We start from the raw sequence: 17,912 nt of genomic DNA, 5'->3' as shown, positions 1-17,912 counted from the left end.
TGAGTATGGGATGACTTTTCTGAGATCGTTATATATACACAACACATTTTTCAGATATCTCGCGGTATTGGCCGCATCCTTTGTGCTGTCTTATTGGTTCTCCTGGCTGTATCCGATAAGCTGGATCCTAACCCTGGTGCTTTTGGGGCTTTTTTTATTTGACATCGCCCTGCTTTACGGTTCAGCAAGCGGGCTTGAAGCTGGCAGACAGGCTCCGAATAAACTTTCGAACAGTGACACCAACCCCATTGAAGTTCATTTTGAATCCAAATATCCTTTCAAAGTTTCTGTATCGATTATTGACGAACTCCCTGTACAATTTCAAAAGCGGGATTTTGAATATAAATCAAGTGTAATTAAAGGCGAAAAACGCAGCTTTGAATATGTAGTTCGACCGGTGGACCGCGGGGAATACGTCTTTGGCAACCTCAACGTATTTGTTTCCTCCCCCCTTCAGATCGCCAGGAGGCGTTTTGTATTCCAAAAGGGACTAATGGTACCGGTGTACCCAAGCATTATTCAGATGCAGAAGTACGATTTTCTGGCGATCAACAATCGCCTTACGGAATACGGACTTAAGAAAATAAGGCGGATCGGGCATACCCAGGAGTTTGAGCAGATCAAGGAATACGTAAAAGGAGATGATATCCGTACCATAAACTGGAAGGCTACAGCCAAGCAGAGCCAGCTAATGGTTAACCAGTATCAGGACGAAAGATCACAACCGATCTTTTCGATCATAGATACCGGACGTGTCATGAAAATGCCTTTTAACGGCCTGAAGCTCCTGGATTACGCGATCAACGCTACGCTTGCGTTTTCCAACGTTGCCTTAAAAAGGAATGATAAGACCGGGATGCTGACCTTTTCCAAAAAGGTGGACAATTATGTTCAGGCGAGCCAGAAACTGACCCACCTGAATACCCTGCTCGAAAAGCTATATAATATCAACACGGATTTTTCAGATTCGGACTTTGGTTTGCTGTACGCCCATGTAAAACGGAAAATCACACACAGAAGCCTGCTGTTACTTTATACTAACTTTGAGCATATTTCAGCCTTAAAAAGACAACTTCCCTATCTGCTTGCACTTTCAAAAAAACATGTTTTGGTGGTCATTTTCTTTGAAAATACGGAGCTTGAAAAGCTCATAGCTGAGGATGCCGAAGATCTGCAGGCCATCTACCATAAAACCATAGCGGAAAAGTTTTCCCTGGAAAAACGCCTGATGCAAAAAGAACTGCAGCAATACGGAATTCAGACCATACTGACCAAGCCGGAGAACCTTACCATCAATACCATCAACAAATACCTGGAAATCAAGGCGCGAGGCCTTATTTAGACAATATTCGATCAGAATATTCAAAGCAAAATCCGTATACATTCCGAGCTCCCGGTAAGGGATTTCGCAAAGCAATTTTTAGACAAGCCATTTTAACTCTGGCACAGCTCAAGTTATTAACATTTTATCAACAAAAAATGAGAAAACTTTAGTATATTGAAGTGCTAACTGAATACTCACTGAAAATGAAGAGCTTTCTCTCATATTTATCCTGGATAGATGGGGTGGCTGGTGCTGTTTGGGTCTTATTATCCCTGATCATGGTAGGGGTGTTATTCCAGATTTACAGAAAAAAAGGTAGTTCTAATCCCTCTTTTATACTAGGGCTGTTCTTGCTTGTCCTTGTAAGCTTATACCCTCTATATACTTCCTTTTTTACGAATCCGGAAGTTGGAATTATCGGGAATATTGTAACCTTGCTGATAACCGTGGCCTATATGACCAGGTTAAAATCTATCTCACAGCAGCTCTCCCGCTTCATGATCCCTCAGGTGGTCTGGTTGTTCATCGCCACGATTTATGTTGGGGTAATGCTCATAGATCAGCCTTGAAACTCCTTGTCCCCTAAGACAGTTTTGGACTTGCGCTAAACGCAATCCACATTAACCCTTGAAAATTATTTATGCAGACTATTCTGGGTTCTGGAGGAATTATTGCCACAGAGCTTGCCAAAGCCCTGAAAGCTTATACGGATGCCATTCGGTTGGTAAGTCGCAATCCTGAGAAAGTGAACCCAACCGATCAACTACACCTCGCTGATCTTACGAAAACAGACGAAGTCCAAAAGGCGGTCGAGGGTTCTGAGGTAGTTTACGTCACCATAGGATTCCCTTATAATGCCAAGGTATGGAAGGCCCTTTGGCCACCGTTTATAGATGATGTTATCTCCGCCTGTGAAGATCATAATTCCAGGCTGGTCTTTTTTGACAATATCTATATGTACGATCCTGCCTATCTCAACGATATGACTGAGGAAACACCCATCCATCCTTCCAGTAAAAAAGGAAAGGTCAGGGCAATTGTCGCCAATAAGATCCTGAATGCAGCAGCAGAAGGGCGCATCAAAGCACTGATTGCCAGATGTGCCGATTACTACGGCCCTGGCGTTGGTAAAAACGGCATTCTAAGAGAAACCGTATTCAAAAATCTGCATCAGGGAAAAAAAGCGAACTGGTTGGGCTCGCTTCAGTTCAAACACTCCTTTACCTACACCCCGGACGCCGGAAAGGCAACGGCTCTATTGGGGAATACGGAGGATGCCTATAACCAGGTCTGGCATTTACCTACTGCTTCCGACCCCCCAACCGGTAAAGAGTGGATAGAAAGGATCGCTCAGGCTTTAGGTGTAAGTCCACGCTACCAGTTGGCATCCAGGTTCACCGTTCGCGTTTTGGGATTGTTTGTACCCATTATGAAAGAACTTGTTGAGATGATTTATCAGTATGACCGGGATTATATATTCCAAAGTGGCAAATTCGAAAGTCGGTTTGACTTCAGGCCGACACCTTACGAGCAAGGCATTCGGGAAATTGTGGAGGCCGACTTTAAAAAAGTTGACTATCTTTAAAGGTATTCATCAATCAGGCTTTCAACATGAACATGCAAGTGGCCCTTCCCGGGCAGTTTAAGCGCGGCTTGCGGAATCTTATATCTCCTCCGCACAATTATCATGACATTCCAGTTATTTTTTCGGTACAAAACAATGGATCAATGAGATATGTTTCACTACTTATGGGTTTGCTGATCCTTTTCTGCATGTCTTCCTGCCGGGAAAAGAAACCTCAATCAACCGAAGACCTGACCGTAGAACCAGTAGTTGAGCAACAAGCGGAAAAGAATACGCGCAACGCCCGCTGGGTGGAGTTGCTAAACAAGCTACCGGACTCTCTTTTTACAGCCTATATGGAAGAAGCGGTGGCAGTAAATCGCTCCGGAGAAGTATTTAATGGCCATATGGTCATTGCAAAAAAACATAAGATGCAGCGGCTACAAGTTGATTCTCTGAGCAGTTTGGGAGTTCTGCCAACTCAGCGGGACTCAACCATCAATTACGAGATCGCCCAATTTTGGACATCGGATGGGCAACTGTTTAAGTCGCTGGTGATATGGAACAGTTCTGGCGGGAGCCCGCTGCGAGAATTGGAATTCATTGCTAAAGCGGATGAATCGCAATCCTTTCCGGCCGTGATTGAAACACGCAGGGAGGATTGGATGAAACTCTGCAATGCGCATAAGGCTGAGGAACTGGTAAAGGAGTTGTATACGGAAAACGCTATCTACTACAATCACAAGCCTGTAGTGATCGGACATTTGGACATTGCCCGCGAATATGCCTATATGAACCAAGAAAACTATAGCCTGAAACTAACTCCTTTGATCCGCGGGCCCGTTGATGAGAATTTAGCCTTTGAAATTGGGCAATGCTCCGGATCTTACGGCGGCAAATACGTGTTGATATGGCAAAAGGGACCAGAAGGCGAATGGCGTATCTTAATGGACTCGAATCTATAGATGATCCGGTTGAAAGCAGGGGCTTCTTCCCCATGGAATCAACTAAGCTTATGATTGTCCAATACTCCTAATTACAAGTTCTGTCTTAACCTTTACCAGAAAATAAGCAGTTGACAATAACACATCCTGTAATTTACTTCCTTCAAGCGCTGCAAAATCAACTATTATCCCTATTTTTTACCTTCAAAAGATCTGTCCATGTTTCGCATTCTATTTACGCTTTGTCTATGTCTTTTAATGACTACCGTTGCCGCCCAAAAACTCAGGGTCAGTGACAATCAAAGGTATTTGGTCACGGAAGATGGGGAACCGTTTTTCTGGATGGCAGACACTGCATGGGAGTTGTTCCACCGATGCGATATGAAAGAGGCCAAAATGTATCTTAATAAGCGATCGGAACAGGGTTTCAATGTGATTCAGGCAGTAGCTCTTGCAGAGCTGGACGGTTTGCATAGCCCGAACCCTTACGGGCAAACCCCACTAAACAACGACGATCCCGCTTCTCCTAATCCAAAGTATTTTGAACATGTGGATAAGGTTATAAAAATGGCAGATTCACTGGGCATGTATATTGCTTTACTTCCGACCTGGGGAGATAAACTATTTAAAAACAGTTGGGGCGTTGGCCCTGAGGTTTTCAACGTGGAGAATGCCAGAGAGTTTGGAAAATGGATAGGCAAGCGCTACAAGGAGCAGGACAATATCATTTGGATCATAGGAGGAGACAGAAACCCCAGGGAAGGAACTGATGATGTGGCTGTTTGGAACGCCATGGCCGAAGGAATTGCCGAAGTAGCCGGTGGATACGAAAACACCCTTATGAGTTATCATCCACAGCCCAGGAAACTGGGAGGCTCCTCCACCTGGTTTCACGAGCAGCCATGGTTGGATTTCAATATGCATCAAACCGGGCACTGCGCCAATCAGGGAACATATAAGCACATCCGGCACGACTATGAATTGAGCCCTGCCAAACCCGTCCTGGACGGGGAACCGCTTTATGAAGAACACCCAAACTGTTTTAACGCTAAAGAGTTGGGATACAGTGATCCGGCAGACATTCGCCGTATTATGTACTGGAACGTATTCGCAGGAGGTTTTGGGCAATCTTATGGTTGCCACAACGTCTGGCAGATGTACAGTCTTGAAAGGGAAGGGATCAATGGTCCGCTTAGGCCCTGGCCAGTAGCACTGGATCTGCCGATGGCAAATCAGGTAAAACACCTTAAAAACCTGATGCTTTCAAGACCATTTTTAAGTCGTATCCCGCTACAGGGAATCGTCCAGGAGCAGCAAGAGGAAAACGACGACTACGTTATTGCAACAGGAGATCGTTCCGGCTCCTATATGATGATCTATTTCCCGACAGGTAAAACCACAGCTGTTGATCTGAGTTCCTTAAGAGGCAACGCACTGGAAAGTAACTGGTACGATCCGCGGACCGGGGTACATTTCCCTGGACCGGACCTTAGCAAAAAAATACTCAACATCAGTCCGCCATCTTCTGGCAAAGGCCAGGATTGGGTACTTGTAATTGATGATCAGGGGATGAATTTCTCCCCGCCAGGTAGCAGCGAGTGAATTTAACGGCTTGGCTATAAGCGAACCAAGTGCCGCCCTGTCCCAAAAAAATATCCGGGATACAACTTCTTCCGCCGATACCTTGATAGTTACCGGGTTCACAGTAAGGACCTCATTAGTTAAGCCGCTCACAAAATGTTACTACAACGATTTCACTGTCCTTCGAATTCACTATCTTCAAAGAGCAAAACCTGGCCGATTATGATTCACTTTCTTTCGTTGCCGCTGTTACTTGGATCCGTTCAAGGCAACAGGGCAAAAATAATGCCCGGATCTTCTGAAATAGCTCCCCAGGAACAGTTAGGACTGACACTGAGATCTCAGGCATTACTTTATCTGAAAAATCTGGATACCGGGGGACAGATCATATCAAGCGAACCGGCAAAAAAAGACAACAGCATATACTTAATGACCAAATGACAAGAACAAAAAGTTACTCCATACTGACAGCATTTCTTAGTGGGATGATGCTTGTAAACTCCTGCAAGCAAGGGCCTGAGATACCGAAAGAGATCCCCTTAACCGTTAGCCAGGATTCAACCACGGCACTAAGCCTGGCCGAAACAAGTCGCGCCTCAATTGCTCCCAAGATCGCCGAAGGTCTCACCCTGAGCTTATGGGCTTCTGATTCCCTGGCGCCGGATCCTATCACCATAGATATGGATAATGAGGGCAATGTATATCTTACCAGTACTAATAGACAAAAGAATTCCGAATTTGACATTCGGGGACACAGAGACTGGATGACTCCTTCAATCTCCTTTCAAACGGTCGAAGACAGGCGTGCCTTTTTAAGGGAAACCTTTGCCCCGGAACGCAGCGAAGAAAACAACTGGTTTCCCGATCTCAACAACGATAGCATCCACGACTGGCGGGACCTGAAAGTAGAAAAGGACGAGGTTTGGAAACTGGTAGATACTGATAAAGACGGCCTGGCCGACCTCTCTACCCGGATCCTTGAAGATTTCAACGAGGAAATAACGGATGTTGCCGGGGCTTTGTTGGTGAGGGATGAAGATGTTTTTGTAGGAATAGGGCCGGATATGTGGCGATTGAAAGATACCAATGAGGATGGAGTTCTCGATACCAAAACCTCTATTGCCCATGGTTTTGCCGTGCATATAGGATTTGGAGCTCATGGTATGTCCGGAGCTGTTGAAGGTCCGGATGGAAAGATCTATTGGGGCATAGGAGATATTGGGGCCAGCATTACCACCGTTTCAGGAGAAAAACATCATCTCCCCAATCAGGGTATGATCGTTCGTTGCAATCCCGATGGCAGTAATTTTGAGGTCTTCGCGCGAGGGTTGAGGAATACCCATGAATTTGTTTTTGATGCTTACGGTAACATCATATCTTCTGATAATGATGGTGACCACCGAGGGGAAAGCGAGAGGCTGGTCCATATTGTGGAAGGTTCTGATGCTGGCTGGCGTTCCAATTGGCAGTACGGAAAATACACGGACCCGAATAACAACGGTTATAATGTGTGGATGGACGAGAAGCTTTACGTCCCGCGCTGGGAAGGTCAGGCGGCATATATCATCCCCCCAATTCAGAATTATCACAATGGTCCAACAGGTATGGTCTACAATCCGGGTACAGCTCTCGGTAAAGACTGGCTAAACAAGTTCTTTTTGGTGGAATTCGTTGGGGATCCCGCCCTCTCGCATATCTGGTCGTTCGATCTCAAACCCAAAGGGGCTTCATTTGAGCTTGATTCGGAAATTGATGTGCTCAGTGGAGTTTTACCCACCGGGTTACAATTCGGACCGGACGGAGCTTTATACCTGGCCGACTGGATAAATGGCTGGGGTACAAAAAATTATGGAAGGATCTGGAAACTGGATGTTGAAGCAGACAAAAACGATTTGGACGCACAACGTGCGGAAACCGAACGCTTAATGACCTTTAATTACAAGGATGCAGGAACTGATGAACTAAGTTCGCTACTAAGTTTCCCGGACTTGAGGATCCGGAGAAAGGCTCAATTTGAACTTGCAAATCGTACTTTCTGGGGATACCGGGCATTTAAAAGGGTGCTTGAAGAGAATACAGACCAATTTGCACGGATCCACGCCATTTGGGGTATTGGACAAATCGCGGCAGAAAAGACCCGCAAGGCGGAGCCTTTGCTCGCCATGCTACAAGATCCTGATCCGGAAATCGTCGCACAGGCAGCCAAAGTAATTGGAGACCTGAAATATGCTCCAGCCGCTGAAGGACTGATTCCCCTTTTAAAATCAGAGCACCCCAGGGTGCAGTTCTTCGCCGCCCAGGCATTGGGCAGGATAGAACACCAGGCAGCCACCGACCCTCTTCTGGAACTTGTAGTAACAAATAATGATGAAGATGTTTACATACGTCATGCAGCAGTTCTGGCCCTATCGCGAATCAATGCTGCGGATGAGGTATTAAAGCTTGTAAATAGCGAAAACAGGAGTCTGAGGATTGCCGCAGTCCTTGTTCTTAGAAGGTTACAGCATCCTGGTGTAGCGGAATTTTTGAACGACGCTGATGAATATATCGTTACTGAAGCAGCAAGGGCTATCAATGACGATTGGTCCATAGAAAAAGCCCTGCCGGCATTGGCCTCGTTATTGGCAGATGAACGTTTCAGTTCGGAACCCCTGTTGCGTCGCAGTATCAATGCCGCACTTCGGGTGGGTGGAGAAAGAGAACTGGAATTGCTGATCGCTTTTGCAAAGCGGGCGGAGGTCCCGGGTAACCTTCGGGGGGAAGCCCTTGCAGCCATTGGGACCTGGTCCAGTCCTTCGGTACTGGACCGGGTAGACGGACGCTATCGCGGCGAGATCCAAAGGGATCCGGAGATCGTGAAGCAGAAGATTGAAGCTGATCTTCCCGTTTTTCTTGGTGATCAGGATGAGAATATGCTTATCGGAGCGGCTAAGGTCATAAGTTCATTGAAAATAACGAGTCTCAACCCGGAACTTAAAAGGCTTTTCAACCGGCATAAATCTCCAGCGGTCAGGGCAGCCATGCTCAACTGCCTGGGCGAACTGGACGATGACGGCATTGCAGCCTTAATGAAATCCGGTATGCGCGATCGGGAAGAAAATGTACGAGCAGCCGCGGTTGGATTGATTCCTAAGTTGCAATTGACCCGGGAAGACTTACCGGCTATTGTAGATCCAATATTTAGCACTGGTTCCTTAAGGGAACAACAAAGAATGATCGGGGTTTTAGGGGAACTATCCCTTTCACAAAGCGAAGATGCCTTGAGAAGCCTGATAAGACTGGGTGCCCGCAATAAGCTGGACCCTGGAGTGATACTGGATCTCATAGAAGCTATTGAGGTCACCGGATCGGAATCGCTGATTGCTGATCTAGAGGTTCTGAAAGGCGGGGGTTATACAGTGGATTCGTTCAAAGAAACCTTATACGGAGGAAGTTGGTGGCCGGGGTCTTCGGTATTTAAGAATCATCCCGGAGCGCAATGTGTGAGGTGTCACGCCCTGGATGGAGCAGGAGGTAAAGTTGGTCCTCCCCTGGATAATATTGCGAGTTTGTTAACCCGGGAAGAATTGCTTCAGTCTCTGATAGAGCCCGGCGCCCGCCTGGCTCCTGGTTACGGTTCTGTGGTCCTGACCTTAAGGGACGGACAAGTGGTTTCCGGAGTGCTGGCCGAAGAAAATGAGCAGGAGATCATACTTCGCACCTCAGATGCAGAACCTATGGAAATAGCCATTTCACGAATAGCTAAAAGAGAGAACATGCCATCAGCTATGCCAGCCATGGGACAAGTGTTATCTAAAAGAGAGATCAGGGACCTTATGGAATTCCTGGGGAGCCTGAAGGGTAGCTAGGCAACGGAAAGCCTGGCAGATTTTGTAAAAGGACAAAAAAAGGATTTAGGAATGAAAAGCGTCATATTTTTTTTAGTTTGCTGCTGGTCTCTTTCGCAGGCTGTTGCACAGGGTTTAGATGTACTGGCCACGGAGTTCGCCGGTACGCTAACCGATGATTTGAGAGAACAAACTTTTTTTGAGCTCAACGACGAGGAGCGTATGAATTTCAACTTCGTACCTGTTTTCCGAAAGGGTCCAAGTTTTCACGACTTTAATGAGGAGCAGAAACAGGCAGCGCTAAAACTACTCAGGGCTTCTTTAAGTGAAAAGGGCTATTGGAAAGCGACAGAGATCATGTCATTGGAAGCTATACTAAAGGTTTTGGAAAACGACCGTTTAAAAATGTCCGATGGCTCACCGATGCGTGATGAGTTAAATTATCACTTTACAATTTTCGGCAATCCTGAAGAAGGCAAGTTCTGGGGCTGGCGATTTGAAGGTCATCATTTATCGCTGAACTTTGTTGCCACTAAATCGGATATTCAATCTGCGACCCCCTCATTCATGGGAGCAAACCCCGCTATTGTGCCTTCTGGAAAATCCAAGGGGAAAGAAGTACTAAAAGCGGAGACTGCCCTGGGGTTTAAGTTGGTTAACGCCCTGTCCGATACTCAACTTACTAAAGCGCGTTTCTCCGAAAGACCGCCCCGTGAGATAATCACCAGCAACAAAAGAGAAGCTGCTGAACTGGATCCGAAGGGGATCTCCTATGCTGATCTTACTGAAGATCAGCAAAGTGTTTTTATGGATCTTTTACAGACATATACCGGAAATTACGAGCATCGATTCGCTGTAAACCTTCTAAATAAGGTCAAAGAGTCTGGTTTGGAAAATCTACATTTCGCCTGGGCGGGTAGTTTAAGCCCGGGAGCGGGACACTACTACCGCATTCAGGGCCCGAGCCTGTTGATAGAGTACGCCAATACTCAGAACGATGCGAACCATGTACATACTGTGGTTCGGGATCTGACCAACGACTTTGGTGCCGACTTGCTCAAGGAACACTATAAAAAAAGCCATTGAAACACCCGTTTATCTATATCCTATTATTATGGGGAAGTATGAATACACTGGCCCAGGAACACCCTGAAAAAGAATATCTTGAAATTAATGGTGTGCGTTTGTATTGTGAGATCTACGGGGAAGGTGAACCCCTGATGATGCTACACGGTTGGACGCAAAGCTCCTTGTTCTGGAAAGACTATGTCAAAAGCTTTGCTGATAAATTCAAGGTTATCCTGGTGGATCTAAGGGGGCATGGACGCAGTTCTCCGCTGACCGACGATTTTTCTCTGGAACTGGTTAAGAAAGATATTATTGGCCTGATGGATACCCTGAATCTTAAGACAATCCAGGGAATAGGACTCAGCTATGGAAGTCTGGCTCTCTTAAAACTGGCCAAAGATCATCCTGAACGTATCAGATCCATGATACTTATCAGTGCGATCCACAACTACAGCGGGAAAGACAATTTTGAAGAAAACGAGACTTTTGATTTTGAGAACCTGCCACCTGAGTTCCTTGAAGACCTACGCAAAAACCATCATCATGGAGAAGCGCAGATACGCTCCCTTTTTGATCCCGACCTCAATTATGAGATCCGAATGAGTCCGGAAGACCTCAGGAACATCCCGACCAAAACCCTGCTGATAAACGGAGAAGAAGATGCGGTTTTACCAACGGAAGTGGTGAAGCAGATGCATGAAAATCTTGGAAAAGCTGAGAGTTGGATTGTGCCTGGTCAGGGACATATTCCAATTAAGGGCAAATACGAGGCAGAATTTTTAAAGCGTTCTTTGGCTTTTTTGAATAAATAGAACGTATTAAGATCTGATTTTTTGTCTGAGGTCCCGCCACGCCTGACCTCAGAAGTATTCGTTCCGGGCCCTTCGTTTAGTTTATAAAAAACTCTCACAAAATCGTTATCTTTAGTCGCCTGAAGTTCATTGCATATTATTTGCCAGCCCTAATCTTCAAAATTCCCCCTTTAGAGTTTAAACAACCTTAATTTCAATAGCATGAAAACAAAACTGAGTTTGGTTTTATGTGCTGCTGTGATAGTACTTGCAGTATACTTAGAAACCAGTAGCAAACCGGAGAGCTCCTATGAAGCATCACAAAAAGCTTCATTTTACGGTATTAAATGCACCGTTGCGAAATATTTACTGAAAGACGTAGACACCACCAAACAGATCGCTCCACTCTTTGAGAATCTGGGTAATCATCAATTTGAGATCAGTACAGCTCATAAACCAGCCCAGGATTTTTTTAATCAGGGCATAAGATTGACCTACGCCTTTAATCATGCGGAAGCCCATAGGGCCTTTATGGAAGCTTCGCGTCTGGATCCGAATTCCGCCATGACCTACTGGGGGCAGGCTTATGCACTCGGACCCAATATTAACGATGCCTTGCCGGATGACGAAAGAAAGCAAAAATGCGTTGAAGCGCTGGAAAAGGCCAGTAAAATGACCGGGAATGTTAGCAAAAAAGAGCAGGCATTAATTGGTGCATTGGCGTCCAGGTACAGTGCGGATCTTACTAAAGACATTCAGGAATTGAATAAGGCCTATATGGTTGCCATGGAAAAAGTAGCTGGCGATTATCCGGATGACGCGGATATCCAGACATTATACGCTGCCTCGGTGATGAACACCATGCCTTGGAACTACTGGGATAACGATGGTAATCCTGCACCCAATACCCTAAAGGCAAAGGCTGCCCTGGAGAAAGCCATGGAGCTAAATCCGGACCATCCGGGGGCACACCATTATTACATTCATATGGTAGAACTTCCCAAGCCGGATCTGGCCGTGCCAAGTGCAGATCGTTTAGGCGGGCTGATGCCTGCTGCCGGACACCTGGTACATATGCCATCCCATATTTATATACGGGTAGGGCGTTACGAGGATGCGGTCAAAGCGAATCAGAATGCCATTCTGGCTGATGAGGATTATATTTCTCAGTGTTTTACTCAAGGTATGTATCCTTTGGGCTACTATCCTCATAACCTGCACTTTCTCTGGTCTGCAGCGAGCTTACTGGGCAATAGTGAGACAGCTATTGATGCTGCCAAAAAAACAGCGGAAAAAGTACCTATTGGTGAATTGGCCAATCTGCATTTTCTACAGGATTTTGCCTCTACTCCCCTTCTGGCCTATACACGGTTTGGGGACTGGAACCAGATTCTTACGGTACCCTATCCCGGAGATCAGTACAAACATCTCAAGCTTATCTGGCACTATTCCCGTGGTATTGCATTTTTACGCAAAGAGAACCTAAAGGAAGCTACTGAGGAACTGGAGGCCCTTAAAACTATGAAAGCGGATCCCGACTTAGAGCAGATCATCGCCAACTACACCAATCCGTCCTCAACGATTGCCGCAGTCGCATATCATGTAGTCGCGGGAGAGGTAGCGGCTGCCGAAGGCGACCTGGACGCTGCTATCGGTCATTTAAAGGAGGCTGTTACGCTGGAGGACCAGCTGGTTTACAGCGAACCTGCCGCATGGCATATTCCGACCAGACAGACCCTTGGCGCATTGTTTATGAAGGCGGAAAAGTACGCTGAGGCCGAAAAGGTTTACCTGGAGGATTTGGAAAAACTTCGTGAAAATGGCTGGTCCCTGATGGGATTATACCAAAGCCTGAAAGCTCAGGGGAAAGATTCGGAGGCCGACAAGGTAAAAGCCCGGTTTGACAAGGCCTGGCAGCACGCAGACATTGAAATTGACAACTCTGTCTTGTAGCCATCCTAAAAATGGGCATCAAAAGAAGATCAATCTCAGCACTGGTCCCGGTAGCTGTGGCTGCCGCCATTGCCATATGGCTTTATCTGGGGAAGGATAAACCTGAGAGCAGTCTGCCTGTTTATCAACCAAATGGCCTTAATCCGGAATATGTACATCCGGACCTGAGGCATATAAGGGCCAACCACAGGATAGGGGATTTTTCTCTGATAGACCAGGACGGAGATACCATAGGCCCGGAGAATTTCCAGGGAAAGCTATTCGTGGCTGACTTTTTCTTTACCCGCTGCCCCAGCATTTGTCCGGTGATGAGCCGAAACATGGAGAAACTACAGGCGTATTTTCGTGAGGAGCCTATGCTAAAACTGCTTTCGATATCAGTTACCCCGGAATATGACAGCATCGCGGTGCTCAAAGCTTACGCCAACGAATATCAGGCAATCCAGGGAAAATGGCATCTCTGTACCGGGGATAAAGAACACATTTATGATCTGGCAAGAAAGCAGTTCTTCGCGGTTACCGATGAAGGTGATGGCCTGCTACAGGATTTTATTCACTCCCCAAATTTTATACTGGTGGATCCGGATAAAAGAATACGAGGGGTCTACGATGGGACAAAGGACGAAGAGTTAGAACGCATAATCTCGGATATTGAAAAACTATTGGAATCTGAGTATGCCGATCCCGGTTAGCATGCTGCAACCTTTTCAGACTTTAAATTTAGCGGTCTGAATCGATTCTTTGCTCAATCTGAATTCGCGCATCAGTTCTTCAACGATCTCTGCGGCAGGCCTGATATCGTGGATAAGGGCTGAAACCTGGCCTATCTCCAATTCCCCCTCTTCCAAATCACCCTCGAACATGCCGCGTTTCGCCCTGGCCCTTCCCAGCAGTTCCCGGAGCTGGTCCGCGTCAGCACCATTGGCATAGGCCTGTTGTATGTCATTGTAAAACTTGTTCTTAATAAGCCTTACCGGGGCCAATTCCTTAAGTGTCAGGTGGGTATCACCCTCGCCGGCTTCAACGACCTTTTCCTTAAATAGTTGATGGGAAGAGGCTTCATTGCTTGCCACAAATCTGCTTCCCAGTTGTACTCCATCCGCACCTAGTACCATCGCGGCCAACATGGCCTGCCCCGTAGCAATACCTCCGGCAGCTATCAGGGGGATGCTAATTTTCTCACTAACCGCGGGAATAAGGGTTAAGGTAGTGGTCTCATCCCTGCCGTTATGTCCACCTGCCTCAAAGCCTTCCGCTACTATGGCATCCACTCCGGCTTCTTGGGCCTTCAGCGCGAACCTTACACTGCTTACCACATGAACCACCGTAATTCCGTTTTCCTTAAGGTATTTCGTCCAGGTCTTTGGGTTGCCTGCCGAGGTGAAAACTATTTTTACACCTAACTCCAGGATAATCTCCATCAACTTTTCAATATCCGGGTAAAGCATAGGCACATTAACCCCAAACGGCTTGCCCGTTGCCTGCTTACACTTCTGAATGTGCTCGCGCAACACCTCCGGATACATGCTTCCTGCCCCTATCAAACCCAAACCTCCCGCATTGGAGACGGCCGAAGCCAGTCGCCAGCCACTAGCCCAGATCATCCCAGCCTGGATTATTGGGTATTGAATATTGAAGAGTTCAGTGATGCGGTTTTTCATGGTTTAAGGATAAGTGTAAGTGAAAATACAAGTATAAGTTTAAGTTCAATTAGAGGTTTTAAGTTTTAGGCAAAAGATAGACAATTTATCCTCCGAAGCTTCAGCGAAGGAGGACTGTTAACTGATTTCATCCTCCGTAGCTTCAGCGAAGGAGGACTGTTCACTGATTTCATCCTCCGTAGCTTCAGCGAAGAAGGACTGCCAACTGATTTCATCCTCCGTAGCTTCAGCGAAGGAGGACTGCCAACTGAATACTACCCAATCACCCCCGAGCCTATCAATTCGTCTTCCAGGTACCAGGCGACAAATTGCCCTTCAGTGATGGCAGATTGAGGCTCTTCAAAGTCTACGTAAAGACCACCATCTATTTTGTGCAATTCTGCGGACTGCAGCGGTTGACGATATCGAATACGTGCCCTCACCCTCATGGATTCATCGGATGCAAGAGCCAGATCAGTTCTGACCCAGTGCAGTTCTTCATCGGAAACGAAAAGTGTTCTGCGGTACAAACCCGGATGTTGTTTGCCCTGACCGGTGTAGATCACATTCTCTTCAACATCTGTGTCTATTACAAACAGCGGTTCTTTGGTTCCGCCTACATCAAGACCTTTACGCTGCCCTATGGTAAAGTAATGAGCTCCCTGGTGTTCTCCCACCACCATGCCATCCGCTACGGAATAGGCAGGTTTTTCTGCATGATACGCCAGTTCCTCTTCCTTGGAATTGAAGTCAGGGGTTACCTTATCGTATTGCGCGATACTAGCCGGCACTTCAACGATGATTCCTTTTTTTGGTTTAAGCTTTTGTTGAAGAAAATCAGGCAAGCGTACTTTTCCGATAAAGCACAATCCCTGAGAATCCTTTTTTTCGGCGGTAACCAGATCGTTTTGCGCGGCTATCTTCCGGACTTCCGGCTTGGTCAGTTCCCCTATAGGAAAGAGAGTTTTGGCCAGTTGGTCCTGAGAAAGCTGACACAGGAAATAAGACTGATCTTTGTTTCCATCCAGTCCAGCCAATAACTGGTAAGTTTCAGATCCATCCGCATTGACAAGAGTACCTTTACGGCAATAATGGCCGGTTGCCACGTAATCCGCCCCCAGCTGTAAAGCGATTTTCAGAAAAACATCAAACTTGATCTCCCTGTTACAAAGGACATCAGGGTTAGGAGTTCTGCCCATTTCGTATTCCCGGAACATATAATCCACAATTCGTTCCTTGTATTCAGCACTCAGATCGACCGTTTGAAAGGGGACACCAAGTTTTTCCGCTACAATTAGCGCGTCGTTACTATCCTCAAGCCACGGACATTCATTGGAAATGGTCACACTATCATCATGCCAGTTCTTCATGAACAGCCCGATAACCTCATATCCCTGTTCCTTAAGAAGAAAGGCAGCTACACTGGAATCAACTCCTCCGGAAAGTCCGACTACAACTTTTTTCATCACTCAAATTGAGCTGCAAAAGTACAAAAAAGTAGGCTTTAAGAGCTAATTCCCGCTGGTTTCACCCTTTAGGAGCGGGAATACGGTTAAATTCATTTTGTTAAACTTTTTATAAAATATATTAAACAAACGCAACCTGACGTTTAATATTCATCTTGGGGATGTAGCCGCTATTATTTAAGATATAATGGCTTTTACAAACAACGACATTGAAACAGGATTTCTAATTTGTAATTCTGTTTAATCAACAAGTATATATCTTTAAACATTTTAACATCTAAAAACCCTCAAATGAAATCATTCACTAAATTATTTCAGTATGCCTCGATGGCATTGTTTTTAACCTTTTCCCTTTCTTGTTCGGATGATGATGACGGCACTGTAGTTATCCTACCTCCACAACCGGATATCGTGGATACTGCAATTGACAATAACCTCGTGAATCTTTTGGCCGCCCTGGAACGCGCCAACCTAACAAGTACTTTAAGGGGAGACGGACCTTTTACAGTTTTTGCTCCTACCGACCAGGCATTTCTGGACTTCCTGGCAGACAACAACTTCTCTTCTCTGGAAGCAATTCCTGAAGATGTGCTGACGCAGGTGCTTCTTAACCATGTTGTAAGCGGAGAGAGTTTCGAGGCAGATCTTGCAACAGGTTATATTTCATCTTCTTCAACTGCAGGGCCTGATGGACAGAACCTCAGTCTTTTTGTAGATAAGTCTTCCGGAGTTGTTATCAACGGAGTCTCTACTGTCGCTATTGCAGACGTAGACGCCTCTAATGGTGTAGTACACGTGGTAGATAAGGTAATAGGGCTGCCTACTATTGTGGATCACGCTGTAGCCAATCCAGACCTTACTGAATTGGTAGGCGCACTAACCGCCGGAGGAAATACTACTTTTACAGATTTGCTATCCGGCGACACTGCGGACTACACTGTATTTGCACCGGTGAACGCGGCCTTTACCGCTTTTACAAATCCAAATTCAAATGAATTGGCAGACATTTTGTCTAACCATGTTATCGCCGGGACCGCTGCACTTTCTACTGGATTGTCCAATTCTTATGTGAATACAGTAGCGGCCAATGCTGATGGAGATAACCTGAGCTTGTACATCAATACTGATGACGGTGTTACTTTGAACGGCGTTTCTTCTGTGGTAGCTGCAGATGTTATAGCTACTAATGGAGTGATTCACGCCGTAGATGCTGTAATTGATTTACCTACTGTAGTAACTTTTGCAGTAGCAGACCCAACATTTGCACCGCTGGTTACAGCACTAACGGATGCTACGCCAGCCACAGATTTCGTTTCTGTACTTAGTGGAGATGGGCCATTCACCGTATTCGCCCCTACTGATATGGCTTTCCAAAACCTGCTGGACAGCAATTCTGATTGGGATGCTGTAGGAGATATAGAAGAGGGACTATTGACAGCGGTGCTGCAGCATCATGTGATCTCCCCTGCGAATATTCGCTCCGGAGACCTTACGCCAAACGGAACCACAGTTACTCCTGCAACCCTGGAAGGTGATACCTTTTCAATTGATCTTCCCGGAACTGATGGAAACATCGCAGACGTAACAGACGGCGCTGGAAATACCGGTATCGGAATTATCGCTGTAGACGTTCAGGCGAACAATGGAGTGATCCATGTTTTAAATACCGTTCTTTTACCAGATACTACAAACTAAAGCTCAGTTTTTAGAATCGGTTTGAAAAACGTTCCCGTGTATGCGGGAGCGTTTTTTCT

14 protein-coding genes are annotated in these 17,912 nt (G+C 46.1%); 12 read left to right on the top strand and 2 right to left on the bottom strand.

Annotated elements, in window-relative coordinates:
- Nucleotides 1-10 precede the first annotated feature (10 nt).
- The 11 genes from GTQ38_RS08490 (at nt 11) to GTQ38_RS08440 (ending at nt 13,744) form a co-directional block, all read left to right on the top strand.
- Nucleotides 11-1,342: a DUF58 domain-containing protein gene (locus GTQ38_RS08490; protein ID WP_161435064.1), complete on the top strand. Its 1,332-nt coding sequence runs from the start codon at nt 11-13 to the stop codon at nt 1,340-1,342.
- A gap of 185 nt (nt 1,343-1,527) precedes the next feature.
- A complete protein-coding gene (locus GTQ38_RS08485) occupies nt 1,528-1,893 on the top strand; it encodes a TspO/MBR family protein (protein WP_161435063.1) in 366 nt (121 codons plus the stop codon).
- Between the two features lie 71 nt (nt 1,894-1,964).
- A complete protein-coding gene (locus GTQ38_RS08480) occupies nt 1,965-2,909 on the top strand; it encodes an NAD-dependent epimerase/dehydratase family protein (RefSeq protein ID WP_161435062.1) in 945 nt (314 codons plus the stop codon).
- Between the two features lie 143 nt (nt 2,910-3,052).
- Nucleotides 3,053-3,853: a YybH family protein gene (locus GTQ38_RS08475; protein ID WP_161435061.1), complete on the top strand. Its 801-nt coding sequence runs from the start codon at nt 3,053-3,055 to the stop codon at nt 3,851-3,853.
- Between the two features lie 198 nt (nt 3,854-4,051).
- The gene (locus GTQ38_RS08470) at nt 4,052-5,434 is read left to right on the top strand and encodes a glycoside hydrolase family 140 protein (protein ID WP_161435060.1); all 1,383 of its coding nucleotides are present in this window, start codon (nt 4,052-4,054) and stop codon (nt 5,432-5,434) included.
- Between the two features lie 201 nt (nt 5,435-5,635).
- Nucleotides 5,636-5,854, top strand: coding sequence for a hypothetical protein (locus GTQ38_RS08465; protein WP_161435059.1), 219 nt, complete (start codon nt 5,636-5,638; stop codon nt 5,852-5,854).
- Nucleotides 5,851-9,261, top strand: a complete 3,411-nt coding sequence (locus GTQ38_RS08460) for a HEAT repeat domain-containing protein (protein ID WP_161435058.1) — start codon at nt 5,851-5,853, stop codon at nt 9,259-9,261. The genes GTQ38_RS08465 and GTQ38_RS08460 overlap by 4 nt, the downstream gene beginning before the upstream one ends.
- Before the next feature lie 51 nt (nt 9,262-9,312).
- The gene (locus GTQ38_RS08455) at nt 9,313-10,326 is read left to right on the top strand and encodes a DUF3500 domain-containing protein (RefSeq protein ID WP_161435057.1); all 1,014 of its coding nucleotides are present in this window, start codon (nt 9,313-9,315) and stop codon (nt 10,324-10,326) included.
- 38 nt (nt 10,327-10,364) lie between these two features.
- Nucleotides 10,365-11,120, top strand: coding sequence for an alpha/beta fold hydrolase (locus tag GTQ38_RS08450; protein WP_161435056.1), 756 nt, complete (start codon nt 10,365-10,367; stop codon nt 11,118-11,120).
- Nucleotides 11,121-11,321: 201 nt separating this feature from the next.
- A complete protein-coding gene (locus tag GTQ38_RS08445) occupies nt 11,322-13,052 on the top strand; it encodes a tetratricopeptide repeat protein (protein WP_161435055.1) in 1,731 nt (576 codons plus the stop codon).
- Between the two features lie 11 nt (nt 13,053-13,063).
- Complete coding sequence (locus GTQ38_RS08440; RefSeq protein WP_161435054.1) at nt 13,064-13,744, top strand: SCO family protein; 681 nt, start codon at nt 13,064-13,066, stop codon at nt 13,742-13,744.
- A gap of 15 nt (nt 13,745-13,759) precedes the next feature.
- On the opposite strand, the gene GTQ38_RS08435 is transcribed toward GTQ38_RS08440, so the two are convergent.
- Together GTQ38_RS08435 and mnmA are read right to left on the bottom strand one after the other, a co-directional pair.
- The gene (locus tag GTQ38_RS08435; protein ID WP_161435053.1) at nt 13,760-14,713 is read right to left on the bottom strand and encodes an NAD(P)H-dependent flavin oxidoreductase; all 954 of its coding nucleotides are present in this window, start codon (nt 14,711-14,713) and stop codon (nt 13,760-13,762) included.
- A gap of 254 nt (nt 14,714-14,967) precedes the next feature.
- Nucleotides 14,968-16,158, bottom strand: coding sequence for a tRNA 2-thiouridine(34) synthase MnmA (gene mnmA / locus GTQ38_RS08430; protein WP_161435052.1), 1,191 nt, complete (start codon nt 16,156-16,158; stop codon nt 14,968-14,970).
- 291 nt (nt 16,159-16,449) lie between these two features.
- Between mnmA and GTQ38_RS08425 the strand changes: the two genes are divergently transcribed.
- On the top strand, nt 16,450-17,853 hold the full coding sequence (locus GTQ38_RS08425; RefSeq protein WP_161435051.1) for a fasciclin domain-containing protein: 1,404 nt from the start codon (nt 16,450-16,452) through the stop codon (nt 17,851-17,853).
- The last annotated feature ends 59 nt before the right edge of the window (nt 17,854-17,912 follow it).

The organism is Poritiphilus flavus (assembly GCF_009901585.1).
Classification (GTDB): domain Bacteria; phylum Bacteroidota; class Bacteroidia; order Flavobacteriales; family Flavobacteriaceae; genus Poritiphilus; species Poritiphilus flavus.
Note: the sequence above shows the minus strand (reverse complement) of the source record. Positions and strands in the feature narration are given on the sequence as shown.

Coding starts and splice junctions, on each gene's coding strand:
- GTQ38_RS08490 (WP_161435064.1), top strand. CDS start 11: ATGACTTTTCTGAGATCGTTATATATACACAACACATTTTTCAGATAT.
- GTQ38_RS08485 (WP_161435063.1), top strand. CDS start 1,528: ATGAAGAGCTTTCTCTCATATTTATCCTGGATAGATGGGGTGGCTGGT.
- GTQ38_RS08480 (WP_161435062.1), top strand. CDS start 1,965: ATGCAGACTATTCTGGGTTCTGGAGGAATTATTGCCACAGAGCTTGCC.
- GTQ38_RS08475 (WP_161435061.1), top strand. CDS start 3,053: ATGAGATATGTTTCACTACTTATGGGTTTGCTGATCCTTTTCTGCATG.
- GTQ38_RS08470 (WP_161435060.1), top strand. CDS start 4,052: ATGTTTCGCATTCTATTTACGCTTTGTCTATGTCTTTTAATGACTACC.
- GTQ38_RS08465 (WP_161435059.1), top strand. CDS start 5,636: ATGATTCACTTTCTTTCGTTGCCGCTGTTACTTGGATCCGTTCAAGGC.
- GTQ38_RS08460 (WP_161435058.1), top strand. CDS start 5,851: ATGACAAGAACAAAAAGTTACTCCATACTGACAGCATTTCTTAGTGGG.
- GTQ38_RS08455 (WP_161435057.1), top strand. CDS start 9,313: ATGAAAAGCGTCATATTTTTTTTAGTTTGCTGCTGGTCTCTTTCGCAG.
- GTQ38_RS08450 (WP_161435056.1), top strand. CDS start 10,365: ATGAATACACTGGCCCAGGAACACCCTGAAAAAGAATATCTTGAAATT.
- GTQ38_RS08445 (WP_161435055.1), top strand. CDS start 11,322: ATGAAAACAAAACTGAGTTTGGTTTTATGTGCTGCTGTGATAGTACTT.
- GTQ38_RS08440 (WP_161435054.1), top strand. CDS start 13,064: ATGGGCATCAAAAGAAGATCAATCTCAGCACTGGTCCCGGTAGCTGTG.
- GTQ38_RS08435 (WP_161435053.1), bottom strand. CDS start 14,713: ATGAAAAACCGCATCACTGAACTCTTCAATATTCAATACCCAATAATC.
- mnmA (WP_161435052.1), bottom strand. CDS start 16,158: ATGAAAAAAGTTGTAGTCGGACTTTCCGGAGGAGTTGATTCCAGTGTA.
- GTQ38_RS08425 (WP_161435051.1), top strand. CDS start 16,450: ATGAAATCATTCACTAAATTATTTCAGTATGCCTCGATGGCATTGTTT.